At 67.6% G+C, this 20243-nt stretch carries 16 protein-coding genes; 9 read left to right on the forward strand and 7 right to left on the reverse strand.

Annotated elements, in window-relative coordinates:
* Positions 1–31 precede the first annotated feature (31 nt).
* The 4 genes from QSJ95_RS19580 (at position 32) to QSJ95_RS19595 (ending at position 4966) form a co-directional block, all read left to right on the forward strand.
* Complete coding sequence (locus QSJ95_RS19580; protein WP_285644695.1) at positions 32–1360, forward strand: MFS transporter; 1329 nt, start codon at positions 32–34, stop codon at positions 1358–1360.
* Positions 1361–1423: 63 nt separating this feature from the next.
* The gene (locus tag QSJ95_RS19585; RefSeq protein WP_043312731.1) at positions 1424–2335 is read left to right on the forward strand and encodes a dihydrodipicolinate synthase family protein; all 912 of its coding nucleotides are present in this window, start codon (positions 1424–1426) and stop codon (positions 2333–2335) included.
* Positions 2328–3818 carry an aldehyde dehydrogenase gene (locus QSJ95_RS19590; protein ID WP_285644697.1) on the forward strand — a complete coding sequence of 497 codons (1491 nt, stop codon included), beginning with the start codon at positions 2328–2330 and terminating at the stop codon, positions 3816–3818. The genes QSJ95_RS19585 and QSJ95_RS19590 overlap by 8 nt, the downstream gene beginning before the upstream one ends.
* Positions 3819–4054: 236 nt before the next feature.
* Complete coding sequence (locus QSJ95_RS19595) at positions 4055–4966, forward strand: DMT family transporter (RefSeq protein ID WP_285644699.1); 912 nt, start codon at positions 4055–4057, stop codon at positions 4964–4966.
* Between the two features lie 50 nt (positions 4967–5016).
* Here the strand turns inward: QSJ95_RS19595 and gabP are convergent, their stop codons facing one another.
* On the reverse strand, positions 5017–6429 hold the full coding sequence (gene gabP / locus QSJ95_RS19600; RefSeq protein ID WP_043273796.1) for a GABA permease: 1413 nt from the start codon (positions 6427–6429) through the stop codon (positions 5017–5019).
* 328 nt (positions 6430–6757) lie between these two features.
* Here gabP and QSJ95_RS19605 point away from each other — a divergent pair, with 328 nt between their 5' ends.
* The 4 genes from QSJ95_RS19605 (at position 6758) to QSJ95_RS19620 (ending at position 11643) form a co-directional block, all read left to right on the forward strand.
* Positions 6758–7522: an SDR family NAD(P)-dependent oxidoreductase gene (locus QSJ95_RS19605; protein WP_043273794.1), complete on the forward strand. Its 765-nt coding sequence runs from the start codon at positions 6758–6760 to the stop codon at positions 7520–7522.
* Between the two features lie 99 nt (positions 7523–7621).
* A complete protein-coding gene (gene eutH / locus QSJ95_RS19610; protein WP_285644704.1) occupies positions 7622–8854 on the forward strand; it encodes an ethanolamine utilization protein EutH in 1233 nt (410 codons plus the stop codon).
* 106 nt (positions 8855–8960) lie between these two features.
* Positions 8961–9767: a helix-turn-helix transcriptional regulator gene (locus QSJ95_RS19615; RefSeq protein WP_285644705.1), complete on the forward strand. Its 807-nt coding sequence runs from the start codon at positions 8961–8963 to the stop codon at positions 9765–9767.
* 427 nt (positions 9768–10194) lie between these two features.
* Positions 10195–11643, forward strand: coding sequence for a PucR family transcriptional regulator (locus QSJ95_RS19620; protein ID WP_285644707.1), 1449 nt, complete (start codon positions 10195–10197; stop codon positions 11641–11643).
* Between the two features lie 57 nt (positions 11644–11700).
* Here QSJ95_RS19620 and QSJ95_RS19625 read toward each other — a convergent pair whose 3' ends face one another.
* From QSJ95_RS19625 to QSJ95_RS19650, 6 genes are all read right to left on the reverse strand, one after another.
* Positions 11701–13212 carry a CoA-acylating methylmalonate-semialdehyde dehydrogenase gene (locus QSJ95_RS19625; RefSeq protein ID WP_285644709.1) on the reverse strand — a complete coding sequence of 504 codons (1512 nt, stop codon included), beginning with the start codon at positions 13210–13212 and terminating at the stop codon, positions 11701–11703.
* A 56-nt stretch (positions 13213–13268) separates the two neighbouring features.
* Positions 13269–13619 carry a cupin domain-containing protein gene (locus QSJ95_RS19630; RefSeq protein ID WP_058489453.1) on the reverse strand — a complete coding sequence of 117 codons (351 nt, stop codon included), beginning with the start codon at positions 13617–13619 and terminating at the stop codon, positions 13269–13271.
* A gap of 12 nt (positions 13620–13631) precedes the next feature.
* A complete protein-coding gene (locus tag QSJ95_RS19635; RefSeq protein WP_058071869.1) occupies positions 13632–15014 on the reverse strand; it encodes an NAD(P)/FAD-dependent oxidoreductase in 1383 nt (460 codons plus the stop codon).
* A 35-nt stretch (positions 15015–15049) separates the two neighbouring features.
* A complete protein-coding gene (locus QSJ95_RS19640) occupies positions 15050–16444 on the reverse strand; it encodes an amino acid permease (RefSeq protein WP_285644714.1) in 1395 nt (464 codons plus the stop codon).
* Between the two features lie 842 nt (positions 16445–17286).
* Positions 17287–18177, reverse strand: coding sequence for an SPFH domain-containing protein (locus tag QSJ95_RS19645; protein WP_285644716.1), 891 nt, complete (start codon positions 18175–18177; stop codon positions 17287–17289).
* A 136-nt stretch (positions 18178–18313) separates the two neighbouring features.
* Positions 18314–19183: a LysR family transcriptional regulator gene (locus QSJ95_RS19650; RefSeq protein ID WP_285644718.1), complete on the reverse strand. Its 870-nt coding sequence runs from the start codon at positions 19181–19183 to the stop codon at positions 18314–18316.
* 89 nt (positions 19184–19272) lie between these two features.
* On the opposite strand from QSJ95_RS19650, the gene QSJ95_RS19655 reads away from it, so the two are divergent.
* Positions 19273–20232: a DMT family transporter gene (locus tag QSJ95_RS19655; protein WP_285644720.1), complete on the forward strand. Its 960-nt coding sequence runs from the start codon at positions 19273–19275 to the stop codon at positions 20230–20232.
* Positions 20233–20243 lie beyond the last annotated feature (11 nt).

Genomic DNA, 20243 nt, shown 5'->3' on the forward strand with positions numbered 1-20243 from the left:
GGCTTCCGGGAAACCTGAAACGAGGAAAACAATGACAATTACGACTCCATCCATCGAAGACGTTCCCATCAACCGCTTTCACCAGTTGCTGACGATCCGCTCCGGCGGCGGCTCCTTCGTCGACGGCTACGTGCTCAGCATCATCGGCGTATCCATGGTGCAGATGACCGCCGCCCTGGGCCTGAGTACCCTCTGGCAGGGCATGATCGCCGCCGCGGCGCTGATCGGCATTTTCTTCGGCGGCTTCATCGGCGGCTGGCTGACCGACCACTTCGGGCGCAAGCGCATCTTCTTCGTCGGCCCGGTGCTGTTCATCCTCAGTTCGCTGGCGCAGTACTGGGTGGAGTCGGCCCTGGCGCTGTTCCTGCTGCGCCTGCTCATCGGCATCGGCGTGGGCATCGAATACCCCGTCGCCACTTCCCTGCTGGTGGAGTTCCTGCCGAAGAAGTTCCGCGGCCCGCGCCTGGCGACCCTGACCATCCTCTGGTTCGCCGGCGCCGCGCTGGCCTACATGGTCGGCAACTACCTGCTCAGGCACGGCGGCGACGACGCCTGGCGCCTGGTGCTGGCCAGCGCCGCGGTGATAGGCGCGGGCCTGTTCCTGATTCGCCTGGGCACCCCCGAATCGCCGCGCTGGCTGCTGGGCAAGGGCCGTGCAGCCGAGGCCGAGCAAGTCATCAAGAGCGTCTACGGGCCGCGCTTCTCGCTGCGGAACCTGCCCGAGCAGCCCAGGCAGAAAAAGCTCTCGGTGTGGAACCTGCTGCACTCCGGCTACGGCAAACGCATGCTGTTCGTCAGCATGTTCTGGACCTGCTCGGTGATCCCGGTGTTCGCCGTCTACGCCTTCGCGCCCAAGGTGCTGCTGGCGCTGAACCTCCAGGGTAACTGGGCCTCCTTCGGCTCGGAAGCCATCACCCTGCTGTTCGTGGTGGGCTGCATCATCGCCACCCGCCTGATCAACGTCATCGGCCGGCGCAGCATGCTGATCTACAGCTTCCTCTGGTCCGGCCTGGCGCTGCTCGGCCTCGGCGCCTTCCACGCCTCCTCCGAAGCCGTGATCCTCGCGCTGTTCGGCGCCTACGCCCTGTTCATCGGCGGCGCCCAGGTGCTGCAGCTGGTCTACCCGAACGAGCTGTTCCCCACCGAGATCCGCGCCTGCGCGGTCGGCGTGGGCACCTCGCTGTCGCGGGTCGGCGCCGCGGTCGGCACCTACCTCGTCCCCCTGTCCCTGGACAGCCTGGGCATCGCCCAGACCATGTACGCCGCGGCCATCGTCACCCTGGTCGGCCTGCTGTTCGCCTGGGCGCTGGCCCCGGAAACCCGCTCGCTCAACCTGCAGCAGGCGGCTTCGCTCACCTGATCAAGGGCCGCCGCGCCGCTGGGCGCGGCGGCCGACCACCACGACCCCACTGGAGAACGCATCATGAAATTCGAAGGCATCTACACCCCCGCCATCACCCCCCTGGCGGCCGACGGCCAGATCGACCATCCGGCCTTCGCCGAAGTGCTGGAATACCTGATCGCCTCGAAGGTCCACGGCATCATCATCGGCGGCTCCACCGGCGAGTACTACGCCCACACCGCCCAGGAGCGCTTCGACCTGGCGGCCAAGGCCAAGGACGTGATCAACGGCCGCCTGCCGCTGATCGTCGGCACCGGCGCCATCCGCACCGAGGACTCGGTGGCCTACGCCAAGGCGGCGAAAGAGATCAAGGCCGACGCCCTGCTGGTCGGCTCGCCGCCCTACGCCCTGCCCACCCAGCAGGAAATCGCCGACCACGTGCTGGCCGTCGACGCCGCCGCCGACCTGCCGATCATGCTGTACAACTACCCGGCGCGCATGGGCGTGGACATGGGCGAGGAATTCTTCGCCGCCGTCGCCGGCTGCAAGAACATCGTCGCCATCAAGGAAAGCTCCGGCTCCACCGGCCAGCTGCACCGCCTGGCCTGCAAGCACCCGCGCATCGCGCTGTCCTGCGGCTGGGACGACCAGGCCCTGGAATTCTTCGCCTGGGGCGCGCGCAGCTGGGTCTGCGCCGGTTCCAACTTCATCCCCGGCGAGCACGTCGCCCTGTACCAGGCCTGCGTGGTCGAGAACGACTTCGCCAAGGGCCGCCGCATCATGGCGGCGATGATGCCGCTGATGGACTTCCTGGAAGGCGGCAAGTTCGTCCAGTCGATCAAGTACGGCTGCGAGCTGGCCGGCCTGCGCAGCGGCGGCGTGCGCGCCCCGCTCAAGGGCCTGACCGAGGCCGAAAAGGCCGAACTGAAAGAGATCGTCGCCGTACTCAAGCGCGAAGTCGCGCAGATCACCGAGGGCACCCACAATGGCTGAATTGCTGAGCAAGGCGCAATACGCCGCCATCGCCGCCGAACTGCGCTTCCCCACCCAGGCCTTCATCGACGGCAGTTTCCGTGACGCCGTCTCCGGCCGCACCTTCGCCAGCAGCAACCCGGCCACCGGCGAGCGGCTGGCCGACATCGCCGCCTGCGACGCCGAAGACGTCAACCTGGCCGTGGCCAGCGCCCGCCTGGCCTTCGAGGACGGCCGCTGGAGCAAGCGCTCCCCCGGCGAGCGCAAGGCGGTCATGCAGCGCTTCGCCCAGCTGCTCGAAGACCACGCCCACGAGCTGGCGGTGATGGAGAGCCTGGACAGCGGCAAGCCGGTGCGCGAATGCCAGAACATCGACGTGCCGGAGACCATCCACACCCTGCGCTGGCACGCCGAGCTGATCGACAAGATCTACGACAGCACCGCGCCGGTCGGCTCCGGCGCCGTGACCATGGTGGTGCGCGAGCCCATCGGCGTGGTCGGCCTGGTGCTGCCGTGGAACTTCCCGCTGCTGATGCTGGCCTGGAAGATCGGCCCGTCGCTGGCCGCCGGCTGCTCCATCGTGGTCAAGCCGGCCCGGGAAACCACCCTCACCGCCCTGCGCGTCGCCGAGCTGGCGCACCAGGCCGGCATCCCCGCCGGGGTGTTCAACGTGGTGCCCGGCGGCGGCCGCGAGGCCGGCGAGCCCATCGGCCGCCATCCGGACGTGGCCATGGTCAGCTTCACCGGCTCCACCGAGACCGGCCGGCTGTTCCTCAAGTACGCCGCCGAGTCCAACCTCAAGCGCGTGGTGCTGGAGTGCGGCGGCAAGAACCCGGCGGTGGTGATGAACGACGTGGAAGACCTCGACCAGGTCGCCCAGCACGTGGTCAACGGCGCCTTCTGGAACATGGGCGAGAACTGCTCGGCGTCCTCGCGCCTGATCGTCCACGCCGACATCAAGGACGCCCTGCTCGAACGCATCGGCGTGCACATGCGCGACTGGAAGATGGGCGACCCGCTGGACCCGGAAAACCGCCTCGGCGCCCTGGTCAGCAAGGCCCACTTCGAGAAGGTGCGCTCGTACATCGAGCAGGCCCGCAGCGAGCGCCTGGACTTCGTCTATGGCGGCCAGACCCAGGGCGACATCTTCGTCGAGCCCACCGTGGTCGACGACGTCGAGCCGCAGAGCCGGCTGTTCCGCGAGGAAATCTTCGGCCCGGTGCTGTCGGTCACGCCCTTCACCGACATCGACGGCGCCATCGACCTGGCCAACGACACCGTCTACGGCCTGGCCGCCTCGGCCTACACCGGCAGCCTGCGCAACGCCCTGCGCCTGGCCCGGGAAATCCGCGCGGGCATCGTCACCGTCAACTGCTTCGGCGAAGGCGACGCCTCGACGCCCTTCGGCGGCTACAAGGAGTCCGGCTTCGGCGGGCGCGACAAGTCGATCTGGGCCCACGACCAGTACACCGAGCTGAAGACCATCTGGATCGATGCTTCGTGAGACCCGCGGTAAAATCCTGACCTGACCCGCAGTACAGCCCCCAGCGCCGCCCGGCGCCGGGGGCGCCACCCATCCAGGGCGGCGAACGAACAGCACTGCTCACGGAAGAGCTTCTCAATGCTGCATCGCCGTCGGTGTCGGCCCGTGCCGCTCACCACACACAACCTTCTCGACCAGACACCCAACCGTTGCGCACGGCGCAGCGGCGCGCACACCATTTTTGAAGAATCACTGCCATGCTTACATCCGACCTCCCCCACACAACTTGCGCCTCGGCGCACCGCAACGCCCTGCTGGTGGCCCACGTCGCCGCCGTGCTGTTCGGCCTGACCGGTATCCTCGGCGCGCTGATCCAGGCCGACGCCAGCGTCATCACCTACGGCCGCGCCGCCTTCGCCATCGTCGCCCTGGGCGCCGTCGCCCAGCTGCAGCGGCGCCCGCTGCTGCGTGGCCTGAGCTGGCGCAAGATCGGCGTGCTGGCGCTGACCGGGGCGCTGCTGACTTCGCACTGGGTAAGCTTCTTCATCGCGGTCAAGGTCGGCGGCGTCGCGGTCGCGACCCTCGGTTTCGCCAGCTTCCCGGCCTTCATCGCCCTGCTGGACCTGGCGGTGTTCCGCGAGCGGATCGGCTTCGGCGAAGCCTGCCTGCTGCTGATGGCCACGGCGGGGCTGGTGCTGGTGGTGCCGTCGTTCGACCTGGCGGACCAGGGCACCCTGGGCCTGCTCTGGGGCCTGGGCTCGGGCCTGTCGTTCGCCCTGCTGGCGATCGCCAACCGGCGCGCCACGCGCGGCATGGACGCCATGCAAGTGGCCTTCTGGCAGAACCTGACCGTCGCCGTGCTGGTTTCGCCCTTCGCCCTGACGCACCTCGCCCACCATGCGCTGCTGCCGGCGGACTGGGTCTACCTGGCGCTGCTGGGCATCTTCTGCACGGGCCTGGCGCAGTACCTGTTCGTCAAGAGCCTGGATGCGCTGGAAGCCCGCAGCGCGGGCATGATCATCGCGCTGGAGCCGGTCTACGCCATCGCCTGCGCCTGGCTGCTGTTCGGCGAGCAACCCTCGCTGCGCATGCTGCTGGGGGCGGCGCTGATCATCTTCGCCACCCTCCTCTCGGCCCGCAGCAAGCTGTCCCAATCCACTGTGCACTGACGCGACGACGGGAGGCCGGCCCCGGCCTCCCGTCGCTTTCTACGCGGGCCTCAGGCGCCCTGCTCCACCGTGCCGGAACGCGCGGCCGCCGTGGCGTGCCGGCGCGCGGTGAGGTTGCCGAGCAGCAGGATGACCACTGCCAGCGCCAGGGTGGAAGTCACCTCCAGGCGGTGCTCCGGCATCACGAACATCACGCCCAGGGCGAACACGATGAAGCCGATCACCGCCCAGGTCAGCCAGGGGAACAGCCACATCTTGAAGGCGATCTCGGCGTTGCGCCGCTGCAGGATCGAGCGCATGCGCAGCTGCGAGAAGGCGATGACCAGGTACACCAGCAGCGCGATGGAGCCGGAGCTGGCCAGCAGGAAGGCGAACACCTGGGCCGGGGCGAAGAAGTTCACCGCCGTGGTCAGCATGCCGATGACGGTGCTGGCGATCACCGCCGCCCGCGGCACGCCGGCTGCCGAGGTGCGACGGATGAAGGCCGGTGCGTCGGAGCGCTTGGCCAGGGAGAAGATCATCCGCGAGGAGATGTAGATCGACGAGTTCAGGCAACTGGCCACCGCCACCAGCACCACCATGTCCACCAGGAACTTCGCGTAGGGGATGTGCATCACCTCCAGCGCGCGCTGGTAGGAACCCTGCACCGGCAGCAGCGGGTCGTTCCAGGGCACCACGGAAATGATCACGAAGATCGACAGCAGGTAGAACACGCAGATGCGCCAGATCACCGAGCGGGTGGCCTTGGCGATGTTCTTCGCCGGGTTGCCCGACTCGGCGGCGGCGATGGTCACCGCCTCGGTGCCGAGGAAGCTGAACATGGTGGTCAGCAGCGCGCCGATGATCGCCGTCCAGCCATTGGGCATGAAGCCGCCGTTGCTCGCCATCAGCTGCGAAAGGCCGCTCACCTCGCGGCCCGGCAGGCCGCCGGCCAGGGCCACGGCGCCCAGGGCGATGAACAGCACGATGGCGATCACCTTGAGCATGGCGAACCAGAACTCGAACTCGCCGTACTTGGCCACGCTGAACAGGTTGGTCAGGGTCAGCAGCACAGTCATCGCCAGGGCGAAGAACCAGGACTCCACCTGCGGGAACCAGTTGTTCAGCACCACACCAGCGGCGATCGCCTCGATGGGGATCACCAGCACCCAGAACCACCAGTACAGCCAGCCGATGGTGAAGCCGGCCCAGCGGCCGATGGCCTGGTCGGCATAGGTGGAGAAGGAGCCGGTGTCGGGGCTGGCCACGGCCATTTCCCCCAGCATGCGCATGACCAGCACCACCAGGGTGCCGGCGAGCACATAAGCCACTATGGCGGCGGGGCCGGCAGCCGCGATGGCGTGCCCCGAGCCTACGAACAATCCCGCGCCGATCACGCCGGCGATGGAAAGCATGGTGACGTGCCGCGGCTTGAAGCCTTGCGCGAGCTCGCCATTGCGGATTTGCGTTCTTGTCGTTGTCATCCTGAGGCCTTCTTCGTTGTTCTTGTCATGTCCGTGCCCAATGCCGCCAGCCAGGGCCGCATTGCGCAAAGCCAAGCTAGTTCACGTGCGCTGCCGGGCAGTTGTTCCAGCGCGCCGCTTCCTTGACCAGGCCCGACAGCGACGGCCGCAACGCAGCGTCGCCGCCCTCCCCGCACGGCGCTTCCCGCCCATCGGAAAAATGACTTTTATTGCTTTGAAACAAAGACATAGGCCGGCGTATATCCGCCGGCATATGGACACCCACAAGGCCCGTCCCTAGCGTGGAGCCCCAAGGCAATCCCACACCAACAACAAGCAGGAGATACCCATGGGACGACTGAACGGCAAAGTGGCGCTCATCACCGGCGGCGCGGGCGGCTGCGGCCTGGCCGCGTCCGAACTCTTCGCCCGCGAAGGCGCCAAGGTCGCCTTGCTCGACCTTCCGCACAGCGACGGCAAGGCCGTGGCCGAGCGGATCAACGCCGCCGGCGGCACGGCCCTCTTCGTGCCCACCGACGTCTCCGTCGCCGAGCAGGTCGAGCGCGCAGTGGCCCAGGTGGAGGAACGCTTCGGCGCCATCACGGTGCTGATGAACCACGCCGGCACCATCCACGTCGGGCCCTTCCTGGAAACCCGCGAGAGCGACTGGGACCGGCTGATGAACATCAACGTGAAGAGCATGTTCCTGGTCACCCGCGCCGTGCTGCCGAAGATGATCGAGGCCGGCGGCGGCAGCATCATCTGCACCTCGTCCATCTCCGGCGTGGTCGGCACCCCCATGGAGGTCCTGTACTGCACCACCAAGGGCGCCTGCCACATGTTCGCCCGGGCGATCTCGGTGGAGTTCCGCGACCGCAACATCCGCAGCAACGCCATCTGCCCCGGCTTCATCGGCACCGCCCACGGCCGCCGCGAGCTGGACCTGCTGCGCGAATTCGGCACCGAGGTTTCCGACGAGGCGCTGCGCGCCATGCAGGGCCGCCTGTGCGACCCGCGCGAGGTGGCCTCGGCGGCGCTGTTCCTGGCCAGCGACGACGCCAGCTTCGTCAACGGCGCCCACCTGTTCGTCGACAACGCCTACACCGCGGCCTGACCGGCCCGAGCCGCGCGCCCAAACCAACAACAACGCCCGGCTCGCAAGACACTTAGCTCTGCCAATAGACAAGAAACCTACAAGAGACAGAGGCAGCTAATGGAAAACATCGGCACGTACGTCATCTACCTCATCATGGCCTGCGCCGTGGTCGGCGCCATCGCCTCCATCCTCGACGCCGAGTCGGAGCTGGGCAAGGAGTTCAACGCCGGCCTGCACAGCATCGGCCCGATCTTCATCCCGGTCGCCGGCATCATGGCGGCGATCCCCTTCATCTCCAGCTTCATCAGCCACTACGTGGGCCCGCTGTTCACCGCGCTGGGCGCCGACCCGGCCATCGCCGGGGCGATCTTCATCGCTTCCGACCTGGGCGGCTACCAGCTGGCGCAGGCCCTGGCCCACGACCCGGAAGGCTGGATACTCGGGCTGATCACCGGCTTCCAGTCCGGCTCGACCATCATCTTCGTCATCCCCGTGGGCCTGGCCATGCTCGCCAAGGCCGACCACAAGTACATGGCCCTGGGCATCATGGCCGGGCTGCTGAGCATCCCCATCAGCATCGTGCTCATCGCCATGGGCATGCAGCTGCTGGGCCTGGGCGTGCGCCCGGACATCGCCACCAGCGGCGCCGCCACCCTGCAGCTGCACTTCGACCTGCCGATGCTGCTGCGCAACCTGCTGCCGCAGATTCTCTTCTGCATCGCCCTGGCCGCCGCGCTGCGCTACGTGCCGGGGCTGATGGTGCGGCTGTTCCTCAAGCTGGGCAGCATCATGTACGCGGCGGTCACGCTGATCCTGGTGGCGTCCATCGTCGAATACTTCACCGGCTTCTTCAGCGCCAACTTCGGCAGCTGGGGCTTCGCCCCCATCATCGCCGACAAGCAGGACCAGTTCCGCGCGCTGGAGATCTCCGGCTACGTGGGCATCATGCTCTGCGGCGCCTTCCCGATGGTCTACCTGATCAAGCGCTTCCTCTCCCGCCCCATCGAGCGCGTGGCCTCGCACCTGGGCCTGTCGCCGGTGGGCGCGGCGGGCATCCTCGCGGCGTCGGCCAACATCCTCGCCATGTTCCGCCTGGTGGCGGACATGCCGCCCAAGGACAAGGTGCTGGTCATCGCCTTCGCGGTGAGCGCGGCCTTCACCTTCGGCGACCACCTGGCCTACTCCGCCAACTTCCAGCCGAGCTTGATCCTGCCGCTGATCATTGGAAAACTCGGCGGTGGCCTGATCGGCATGCTCCTGGCCTACTGGCTGGCGGTGCCCAAGGCGCAGCAGCTGGGCAGCCAGGAAGCACCGCAGGACGCACTGCGCGCCTCGACCGGACTGTCCTGACGCACCCGCGCAGGGGCGCCCCGCGGCGCCCCTGCCAGGCCCAGGCACCCGCCGGCCCCGCGCCGGCGCGGCAACACCGGCTCAAGACAGGCGACGCAGCCCCTCCATGAACAGCCAAGACGCGAAGAAGCTGGCGGACCTGATGGCCGCCGTCGGCACCGACAAGCTGGGGCACGCCATCGGCTCGCTGCTGGACGGCAAGGTCGGCTTCGACATGAGCTGCGGCTACCTGTTCCGCTTCGACTGCAATGCGCAGCTGCTGCACGACGGCTACAACGGCCAGGTGTCGGCGAAGACCCTGGAGGCCTATTCCCGCGGCGGCTACCTGCTCGACCCCTTCTACGTGGCCAGCATGAACCGCCACCCGGCCGGCCTGTGGCGCATGAGCGACCTGGCGCCGGACAGCTTCTTCTCCTCCGGCTTCGCCATCTCCCGCGACCTGCACCCCTGCGTGTCGTCCACCCACGGCACCCAGGTCGAGGAGATCGGCTACATCATCCACCTGCAGCCGCGCACGGCCCTCGTCTTCTCGCTGATGAAGGCCGAGGACCACGGCCCCTTCGCGCCGCAGGAAGTCCGCCACCTGGAAACCCTGGCGCCAGTGATAGCCGCGGCCTGGGAACTGCACTGGCGCACCGCCCTGAAGCCCGCCGAAACCACCACGGAAGCGCCCGAAAGCGAACTGGAGAGCGCCTTCGTCGACATCCTCCAGGGCCAGCTGACCGACGCCCAGCGCTACATCGCCAAGCTCATCCTGCAAGGCCACAGCAACGCCTCCATCGCCCACCTGCTGGGCATCTCCGAAGGCACCGTGAAGGTCCACAAGCACAACATCTACCAGCGCCTGGAGATCTCCAGCAACTCGGACCTGTTCCGGTTGTTCATCGGCTATATCGCGCAGTCGGCGAGGTAGGGATGTTTGCTCTGTTGGCAGAGTCCGCTCCTTGGCTCCAGGGAAGCCCCGTAGGATGGGTTGAGCGAAGCCCATCACCGCCACCGCATGGGTTTCGCAGCCGGCAAGAGTGTTACGGTTCCAGGGAAGCACGGCCGTAGGAGCGGACTCCGTCCGCGATTGGGCCCACCGACCACGCCGAACGCCCCGGTGGCACGGCCGACGGCGGATACAGGAGCCCCAGGATGACTCCGGACTCCCCGCCCACTCCGAACGGCCCCCTCTCCCTCCGGGAGAGGGCTGGGGTGAGGGTGCTCTTCTGCAAACCTCCGCTCCAACCTCAACCCCATCACTCCACGCTCACAAGAACGACAAGGAAGAGCTAGGCGCCCCCGGATAACTCCGGATAATGAACGGCATCCCGCCCGCGTCGAAACAAGAGGCCCCCATGCTCACCGTGCAAGACCTGATCGAGATCGAGCTGCTGAAACTGCAGACAGTCGCCGGCCTCGCCGGCACCGGCAGGCTGATCACCTGGGCCCATGCCGTCGACCTGCCGGACCCGTGGCGCTGGGTTTCCCCGGGCGACCTGGTCATGACCACCGGCGTTGGCCTGCCCGAAGCCGCGCAGGACCAGGTCGCCTGGCTGGAGCAACTGGTGCAGAGCAACGCCAGCGCACTGGTGGTCGCGCCCCGTGACGACGCCCCGGCGCTGTCGGACGAGCTGCTGGCGGCGGCCGATCGCCTACTGTTTCCCATTCTCCGCGGCAGCTTCGAGCTCGAGTTCGTCAAGCTGTCCCACCATGTGATCGAAAGCGTGCTGCAGGCCCAGCGCGAGCGCTTCAATGCCAGCGAGCGGCTGTTCCAGACCTACGCCGAAGCCCTGCGCAAGGAGCCCGACATGGCCGGCCGCCTTTCGATCCTGGCCGCCACGCTGGACATGTACCTGGCGATCGAGGACGCGGTCAGCGGCGTCGATATCGTCGAAACCCGCTCGACCCGCAGGCCGCCCCCGGAGCGGCTGGAACGGATACCCATCGCCGGGCGGGCGCGGGCCAACCTGGTCATGGCCCGCAAGGGCGAAAGAATGCTGGACGACCCCCTCCTGGTACGTTCGCTGGTCGGCCTGCTCGGCGTCGAACTGGAACGCCTGATGATCCACCGCGACCAGCAGCGCGAAGAGAGCTCGGCGCTGCTGCGCAGCCTGCTGGAAGGCGAGACGGAGTTCAGCCTCGCCCGCCCCCTCCTGGAACAACGGGGCCTGCTCGGCACCCTGGTGTGCCTTGCGATCAAGCCGGGTGGCAACGGGCCCTGGGGGCCGGACGAACTGCACCAGGCGCCCGCCCTGCACCAGGCCAGCCCCCTGCTGCTGAACGACAAGGGCCTGCTGCTGGCGATCAGCCGCGACGACAACGAGCTATTCGATGCCCTGCGCAGCAATCTCGGCGAGGGCACCGTGATCGGCGTGAGCGGGCCGATCGCCGCGGCGACGGGCTTTCGCGAAAGCGTCAGGCAGGCGCGCCTGGCCCTGGCCCAGGCGCAGGAAGTGGAGGCTGGCGTGCTGCGCTATGGCGAGGCGGAGACCGGCCTGATCATGGCGCCGAAGTCCCTCGCCGAAGCCCGGGCGCTGGTGGGGCGCTACCTGGGCCCGCTGATCGAGCACGACCGCACCCAGGGCGCCGCGCTGCTGCCCACGCTGCTGGCCTTCCTGGAAAACGACGGGAACTGGAAGGCCACCGCCTTCGACCTGGGCATCCACCGCCAGACCCTGGTCTACCGGCTGAAGCTCGTGGAGCAGCTGACGGGCCTCAAGCCCACCTCCACCAACGGCATCGCGCGCTTCTGGATTGCGCTCCAGGCCGCGAAGAACACCGAGCTGTTCGATCAGGCACCTTGAATGCAAACGGCCCCGCACCTGGGGTGCGGGGCCGTCGGAGCCCACTCGCCGCCAGCCTCAGTCGCTGGTCGGCATCGCGAACTCGGCCCCCTTGGCGATGGCCTGCGGCCAGCGCTGCATGATGCTCTTCTGCCTGGTATAGAAGCGCACACCCTCCTCGCCATAGGCATGCATGTCGCCGAACAGACTCTTCTTCCAGCCGCCGAAGCCGTGCCAGGCCATCGGCACCGGGATCGGCACGTTGATGCCGACCATGCCCACCTGGATGCGCCGACCGAACTCGCGGGCGATGTGGCCGTCGCGGGTGTAGAGGCTCACGCCGTTGCCGAACTCGTGGTCATTGATGAGCTGCACCGCCTCGGCGAAGTCCTTGACGCGCAGGCACGCCAGCACCGGGCCGAAGATTTCTTCCCGGTAGATGCGCATGTCGGGGGTGACGTCATCGAACAGCGTTCCGCCCAGCCAGAAGCCGTCACCGCAGCCCTCGCCCGCCGTCTCGCCGTCGAAGCCGCGGCCGTCCACCAGCAGCGTCGCCCCTTCCCGGACGCCCTGCTCGATGTAGCCGGTGATGCGTTCGAGCGCCGCACGGGTGACGATCGGCCCCATCTCGGCCGCCAGGTTGCTGCCCTCGAGCACCTTGAGCGCGCGGGTGCGCTCGATCAGTTTCGGCATGACTTTCTCGGCGGTCTCGTCGCCGACGAAAACCGCCACGCTGATGGCCATGCAGCGCTCGCCGGCCGAGCCGTAGGCCGCGCCGATCAGCGCATCCACCACCTGGTCGATGTCGGCATCGGGCATGACCACCAGGTGGTTCTTCGCTCCGCCCAGGGCCTGGACGCGCTTGCCGTGGCGCGCGCCGGTCTCGTAGATGTGGTTGGCGATGGGCGTGGAGCCGACGAACGAGATGGCCTGCACGTCGGGATGTTCGAGCAGCGCGTCGACCGCCGTCTTGTCGCCCTGCACCACGTTGAACACGCCGTCGGGCAGGCCGGCCCGCTTGAGCAGCTCGGCGATGAACAGGCTCGGGCTGGGGTCGATCGGGCTGGGCTTGAGCACGAAGGTATTGCCGGTGGCCAGGGCCACGGGGAACATCCACATCGGCACCATCACCGGGAAGTTGAACGGCGTGATGCCCGCCACCACGCCCAGCGGCTGGCGCAGCGTCCAGTTGTCGATGTTGCTGCTGACCTGGTCGGTGAAGTCGGTCTTCAGTAGTTGCGGCGCGCCGCAGGCGAATTCGACGATCTCGATGCCGCGGGTGACTTCGCCCTGGGCGTCGGTGAACACCTTGCCGTGCTCGGCGGTGATCAGCCGGGCCAGTTCGTCGCGGTGCTCGTTGAGCAGGGCCAGGAAGCGGTTCAGCACCCGCGAGCGGCGCAGCGGCGAGAGATTGCTCCAGGCCGGGAAGGCGGCCTTGGCGGCAGCCACCGCCGCGTCCACGTCGGCGTGGCTGGCCAGTTGCACCTGGCCGGTGACGACGCCGGTGGCCGGGTTGTAGACCGGCAGTTGCTGTCCGCTGGTAGCCTGTACCTGGGCGCCGGAGATCCAATTCATGATGGTTTGGGTCATTGTCTTTCTCACATCAAGGGATAACAGCGGTAGCGCTCAGCCACCACCTTGCAGAATCAGTAGATCGCGTACACCTTGCGCACGGTCTCCAGCACATCCCAGCGCCCGGTCCAACCCGGAGGCAGGATGATCAGATCGCCACCAGTCACTTCCACCACCTCGCCGCTGCCGCTATCGGTGAGCAGCGCCTTACCGGAGATGATGTAGGTGAACTCGGTGTCGGGGCGTTCGACCACCGGCCAACCGCCTGGCTGGCACTCCCAGACGCCGAGGTTGCCGGTCGCCTCGGGCGCCAGCTGCTGGATGGCGATCTGCGGGTCGCCCTTGTCCGCCCCGGCGCGCTGGCCGGCGGGGGTCAGGGGTAGGGACTGGATGGCGGCGGACTTGATGATCGTGAAAGTGCTCACGGCGTACTCCTGTTAATGCGCACCTGTCAGCTTCTCGAGCAACATCGCGGTGCGGGATGGACGATGGGTGATGCGCTCTTCGATGTCGCTCAGCGAGGCCGCGGCGAGCCCACTGTTGACACCCAGCCAGCGCAGCGGCTCGGGCTCCCAGGACGGGGAGCGGTGGTTGACCAGGGGCAAGGCGTTGATCGCCTCGTCGCGGCCCTGGATCAGGTTGCGCAGGATGCGCCCCGCCAGGTTGCTGGTGGCGACGCCATCGCCCACGTAGTTGCCGGCCCAGGCGATGCGTTTCTTCCGGTCGATGCTCACCGTCGGGCACCAGTCGCGGGCCACGCCCAGCGCGCCGCCCCAGCGGTGGGTGATGCGCGCATCGGCCAGGTCCGGGAAGAATTCCAGCAGCGTCTGGTGGATCTTCGCGTGGATGCCGTCCACCAGGTCGGCCTCCTCGGTGATCCGGGAGCCCAGGCGATACGGCGCGCCGCGGCCGCCGAAAACCAGCCGCCCCTCGGCCGTGACCTGCCCGTAGACGCGAAGGTGGCGCATGTCGTTGAAGGCCAGGCGGTGGTCGAGCCCCAGCCTGCGTCTCAGCTCGGCGGGCAGCGGCTCCGTCGCCAGCACCAGCGAATACAGCGGGATGACGAAGCGCGAGTGCCCGGGTTGCTGCGAGGTGAACGCCTCGGTGGCGCGCACCGTGAACTTCGTGCGCACCGAACCACGCCCGGTGCGCACCACGCCCTCGGCAAACTCGGTGACGGCGGAATGCTCGTGGATGGTCGCGCCCATCGTCTCCACCAGCCGCGCCAGGCCACGCACCAGCTTGCCGGGGTGGATCAGCGCGCAATGCTCGGTATAGAGCCCGCCCAGCGTGCCTTCGGCGCCGACCCTGGCGCCGGCCTGGGCGCCATCGAGCAGTTGCCACTGCTCCGGCAGCCCGAAGCGCGCCGAGCCTTCCACCGCCGCCCGCGCACGGGCCAGTTGCGGCGCGCTGCGGGCCAGGGAGAGGAAGCCCTGCTTGGCGTAGTCGGCGTCGACGCCTTCCAGCGCCAGCACCCGGCCGATCTCGTCCACCGTGTCGTTCATGGCCGCCTGCAGCTTCAGCGCGGCATCGTGGGAATACATCTCGGCCACCCGGGACAGCGAGATCGGGAAAATCGCCGAGGCCCAGCCGCCGTTGCGCCCGGAGGCGCCGAAACCGACTTCGCGCTTCTCCAGCAGCACCACCCGCAGGGAGGGGTCGCTCTTGAGCAGGTAGTAGGCCGTCCACAGGCCGGTGTACCCCGCGCCGACGATGACGACATCGGCGTCCGTGGTGCCCTCCAGCGCAGCGCGGACCGGGCCTTGTTCGAACCAGAGCGGCTTGTTGGGTAACTGGGTCAGATCGAATTTTGCGGTCATGGGGTTGGCTTCCAATTGACGGCCATGGGTGGGGGCTACGAAGCGCTGCGTGCGGGTAGCGCGACGGCTTGCCGGCGGCAGCGGGACAGCCGCACCAGCGCGTAGGAGGCGGCGATCGCGGCGATGGCGATCAGGCACTGCAGCAGGCTGATCTGCATCGAGGGGTCGAAGGCCATGCTCACCAGCACCGCCACGATCGACGCGGTCACCAGCAGCGGCAGCCAGGGATGGCCCCACATCGCGAACTTCAGGCTGCCCTCCTCCACCCATTTGCGGCGCAGCTTGAGCTGCGACAGGCAGATCATCAGGTAGACGAACAGGAAGACGGTGCCGGAGGAGTTGATCAGGAACTGGAACACAGTATCGGGCCAGAGCGCCGCGATGACCACGCAGCCATAGCCCACCAGGGTGGAGGCGATGACGCCGCGCACCGGCACGCCCTTGCGGCTCACCCCGGCGATCCAGCTTGGCGCCTCGTCGTTGGAGGCCAGCACGTACAGCAGGCGCGACGAGGTGTAGAGCCCGGCATTGAGCACCGACAGCACCGCCACCAGGATCACCGCGGTCAGCATGTGGCCGGCGCCGGGAATGCCGATGTGCTCCAGGGTGGCCACGAACGGCGACTTGCCGGCCTTGATCTCGGTCCACGGCTGCGCGACCACGATGAAGAAGGTCGCCAGGACGAAGAACACCAGGATGCGCAGCATCACGGTATTGACAGCCTTGCGGATGTTGCGCGAGGGGTCCTCGGACTCCGCCGCGGCGAGGGTGGCGACTTCCACGCCGGTCATGGAGAAGATGACCACCACCACGCCGGTGAACAGCGACGTCACGCCGTGGGGCAGGAACCCGCCATGCTCGGTGAGGTTGCCGAAGCTGGCGGTGGAGCCCGGCCACAGCCGGAAGGCATAGGCCCCGGCGGCGACCAGGAACACGACGATGGCCGCGACCTTGACGCCGGCGAACCAGTACTCGGCCTCGCCGAAGGAGTGCACCGACATCAGGTTCAGCAGCGTCATGCCCACCATCAGCCCCAGAGCGATGGCCCATACCGGGATGTCCGGGAACCAGCCGTTGATGATCTGGCCGCCGACCACGGCCTCGAAGCCCACCACGATCACCCAGAAGTACCAGTACAGCCAGCCGGTCATGTACCCGGCCGGACGGCCGAAGGCCAGCCTCGCGTAATCGACGAAGGAACCCTTGGCGGGATGCGCGGCGGCCATCTCGCCGAGCATGCGCATCACCAGCGCGACGATCAGCCCGGTGATGGCATAGGTGATGAAAGCGCCGGGCCCGGTCGAGGCGATGACCGCGCTGGAGCCCACGAAAAGCCCGGCGCCGATGACGCCGCCCAGGGCCAGCATGCTGATGTGCCGCGTCTTGAGCGCACGCTTCAGGCGCGGGTCGTGTTCTGTCTGAATAGGCACTGGTCGTCTCCTTTTATTATTGGTAATCAACGCTGCCTTTTCAGAAGGTTAGGGACCTCCGCCGGGGCTGAACATCGACAAAATCCAAGGGACGGGCAGTTGCGCTAGACAAATGTATGAAGGGAGTTGCTGGGGGATGGAGAGGTTGGCCCAACCCTCCGCAGATGCCGATCGCATCGGCGCCATCGGCATCTGCGGAGGCGGCGCCTACACCATCAACGCAGCCATCACCGACCATCGAATGCGGACTATCTGCCGGGCTCGGTGGAGGCAGGCAGATCGCCTCTTCGTAGGTCGAGGGGGGACGCCTGGTTCTTGCTCGTGAATGAGCAGCGCAGTGAAGTGTGTTCGCGAGCAAGCTCGCTCCTACGAGAAGCCGTGCCCACCCGTATGGCAGGAGCGGACCTTGTCCGCGATGGCCGGAAGCTCCGGCGCGATTCGCGGATGAGATCCGCGCTCTCCCGGACAGCATGTAGGAGCGCGCCCTGCGCGCGAAATCGCGGGCAGGGCCCGCTCCTACAGGTTGGCGCCGAACTCCCCGAGCATGCCGGGCAGCCCCCTCTCCCGCTTGCGGGAGAGGGCTGGGGAGAGGGTGCTCTTCCGCGGCCCTCCACTCCGATCTCAACCTCGGCACGGAACACAGTCCAGTTCCAGGGACACACGAACGTAGCGAGCATGGCTTTTCGTAGGATGGTGTTGAGCGAAGCGATACCCATCAGTGCAACCGCATGGGTTTCGCAAGCTCAACCCATCCTACGGAAAGCGCCTCGGCGCAGACAGTTGTTCCTACAGGTTGGCGCCGACCCCACCGGGCCCGGCCCCACGAAGAACCGATGCCAGGATCAGGGACGCGTGCGGTTCACATCGATGAACGGCAGCGTCGAGCCCGGCAGCATGGTTTCCGGCAGCTTGCCGTCCCAGCGTTCGGCCTTGGTCAGTTCGATGAGGTTCTGGTTCGAGGCCAGGGCCTCGGCCTTGGCGCGGATGGCATCGGCCTCGGCCTGGCCGCGCAGGCGGGTGGCCTCGGCGTCGGCCTTGGCCTGGGCCAGCTTGGAGTCGGCCTCGGCTTGCGCCTGGGTGACCTGGATCTGCGCCTGCACCTGCTCGGTGGCGAGGTTCTGCTGGCGGGTCTGGATCGCCACCTCGGCCTTCATGCGCTCCTCGATGGAACGTTCGTAGGCGTCGGAAAAGTCGATGTTCTCCACCTGCACCCCGTCGATCACCACCGGGCCCTTGACCGCGGCCTTGACTGCGGTGGCCACGTCGGCAACGAACTGCCCCCGGTTCTGCACCGCCTGGATCGCCGTATAGCGGCCGAAGACGTTTTCCACCTGGGTCGGCACCTGGCGGCTGATCAGACGGTCCACCAGCCCCTGCAGGTCGCCGTAGCCGGAATAGACCTTCGCCACCTCGTCCGGCGTCACGTGCCAGGACACCGAGACCACCAGCGCCGCGCTCTGCTGGTCGCGGCTGTAGGCCTGCAGTTGCTCGTAGCGGCTGGTGTGGTTCTGGATCGACAGGGTCTTCACCGTCTCGATGAACGGCACCTTCCAGCCCAGCCCGGGCTCGGCCACGTCCACCAGCTTGCCGTTGCGCAGCACCACGCCGCGCTCCTTCTCGTCGATGGTGTAGAACGAGCCGCCCACGGCGACCAGCACCAGCAGGCCGATCAGGCCGCCGGCGACGAGTTTCAGGGGAAAGGCGCGCGGCAGCGCCTGGGGAATGTTCGCCATGGGGCATCTCCTTGAAAGTGGCGTTCCTGGGGCCCGGCACCTGCGCCGGGAGCGGCAAGCCTAGCGGATCGACCTGGGCCGGCACCAGCATCGAATGTCGCTCGCCCCGAAGGAGGCGAACTCCACCAGCAATCCTTCAGCCCTCGCTCGACAACCTCAACGTCCTGATCAACAGGCTCCGCAGGCTGTCCACGGCCTTGGAGCCCTGGGAAGCGCGGCTTCGATAGACGGCGACCTCCATGGGCTCCAGCGGGCCGAGCCCCTGCTCGACGCCCAGTATCTGCAAGTGATCGGGGGCGCTGCATTGCGTCAGCACCGCCACCGCCAGGCCGCTCTCCACCGCGGCGAGCTGCCCGGCGAGGCTGGAGCTGTTGTACACCACCTTGTAGCGCCGGCCCTGCAGCGCCAGGGAGTTGATCGCGCTGCGCCGTGCGAGGCTCGTGCTCTCGTAGACCGCGATCGGCAGCGGGTCGCGCCGCCAAAGCTCGAACTGCGGCGAGCCCACCCAGACCATGGGTTCGTGGAACAGCAGCGTTCCGCGCCGGGAGTGGTCGCGGGAAACCAGGGCCAGGTCCAGATCGCCACTGGCGACCCGCGGGATGAGCGCCGTCGACTGCTCGCAGTTCAGTTCGATTTCCACGCTGCCATAGCGCTGGGCGAAACGCTTGAGCACCGGCGTGAGGTACTTGGCCGCGTAGTCGTCGGGCACGCCAAGGCGAACCCGGCCGCTGAGTTCCTCGCCATGGAAGGCGGCCTGGGTTTCGGCGTGCAGGTCGAGCATGCGGCGGGCGAAGCCCAGCAGCGTCTGGCCGTCCGCGGTCAGCTGCAGGCTGCGCGGGCCGCGTACCAACAGTTGCCGGCCCAGGGCGCTTTCCAGTTTCTTCAGCTGCATGCTGACCGCCGATTGCGAACGATGCACCTCGCCCGCCGCGTTCGACAGCGAGCCCGCATCGACCACGGAAACGAAGCACTTCAGCCAGTCCAGCTGCAGGTCACGCGGCATCATCTTGATCGGCCCTTTAAATTCGTTTATCGAATACTTGCATGCGGCATTATGCGCTTCTCGTTCCAACGGGCCAGTCCCACACTCGCCGCATGAACGCACATGAACAAATGGCGGGGCCGAAGGCTTCGGCCTTCAGCCAGCAAGCCGCACACGTCCATTCCGACGTCACCGGCGGAACGCTGCCCTTCGTACTAGGCAGCGTCGTCCTGGGCACCATCGGCCTCTTCCTGCACCAGTCCGGCGCCGATCCGCTGACCGCGACCTGGTTCCGCTGCGCCTTCGGCCTGCTGGGGCTGACGCTCTGGGCAGCCTGTCGCCGCCAGTTGCGCAGCCTGCTCCCGGGCAGGAAGGCGACCTTCGCGCTGCTCGCAGCAGGAGGCCTGATGGTGCTGGCCTGGAGCCTGTTCTTCGCCGCCATCGAGCACACCTCCGCAGGCGTGGCCACGGTGCTCTTCCATGTGCAGCCGCTGTGGGTGCTGATCCTGGGTGCCTGGTATCTGAAGGAGCCGACTGCCAAGCGGCGCGTGGTATCGGTGCTCGTCGCCATGGCCGGCCTGGTGCTGGCGACCGGCATACTGGAGCACCTTTCGCTGTTCGGCGCGGACCAGGCCTACCCCGCGAGCTACTGGTGGGGCGTGGCGTTCTGCCTGGTCGGCGCCTTCTGCACCGCCTGCGTCACCATCGTCGCCCGGCGGTTACGGCACATGTCGGCCGGCATCCTCGCCTGGTGGCAGTGCGCGATCGGAACGCTGGCCCTGCTGGCGTGGCCCATGCTCCACGGCTGGCCGCAATGGGGCGCCTCCTGGGCATGGCTGGCAGGCCTGGGGCTGATCCACACCGGGCTCGCCTATTCGCTGATGTACGCCGGCATGGCGCGCCTGAACACCGACAGGATCGCGGTCTACCAGTTCATCTACCCGGCCGTGGCCATCGTCATCGACTGGCTGTTCTACGGGCAGCGCCTGGGTGCTCTGCAGTTGATGGGCGTCGCGGTGATGGCCGTTGCCATCTGGTTCACCGAGCGCAATGGGGAAAGGGAGCGGACTTGATGTCAGCCGAT

The sequence above is a fragment of the Pseudomonas sp. NBRC 100443 genome (assembly GCF_030268185.1).
GTDB classification, from domain to species: Bacteria; Pseudomonadota; Gammaproteobacteria; order Pseudomonadales; family Pseudomonadaceae; genus Pseudomonas; species Pseudomonas citronellolis.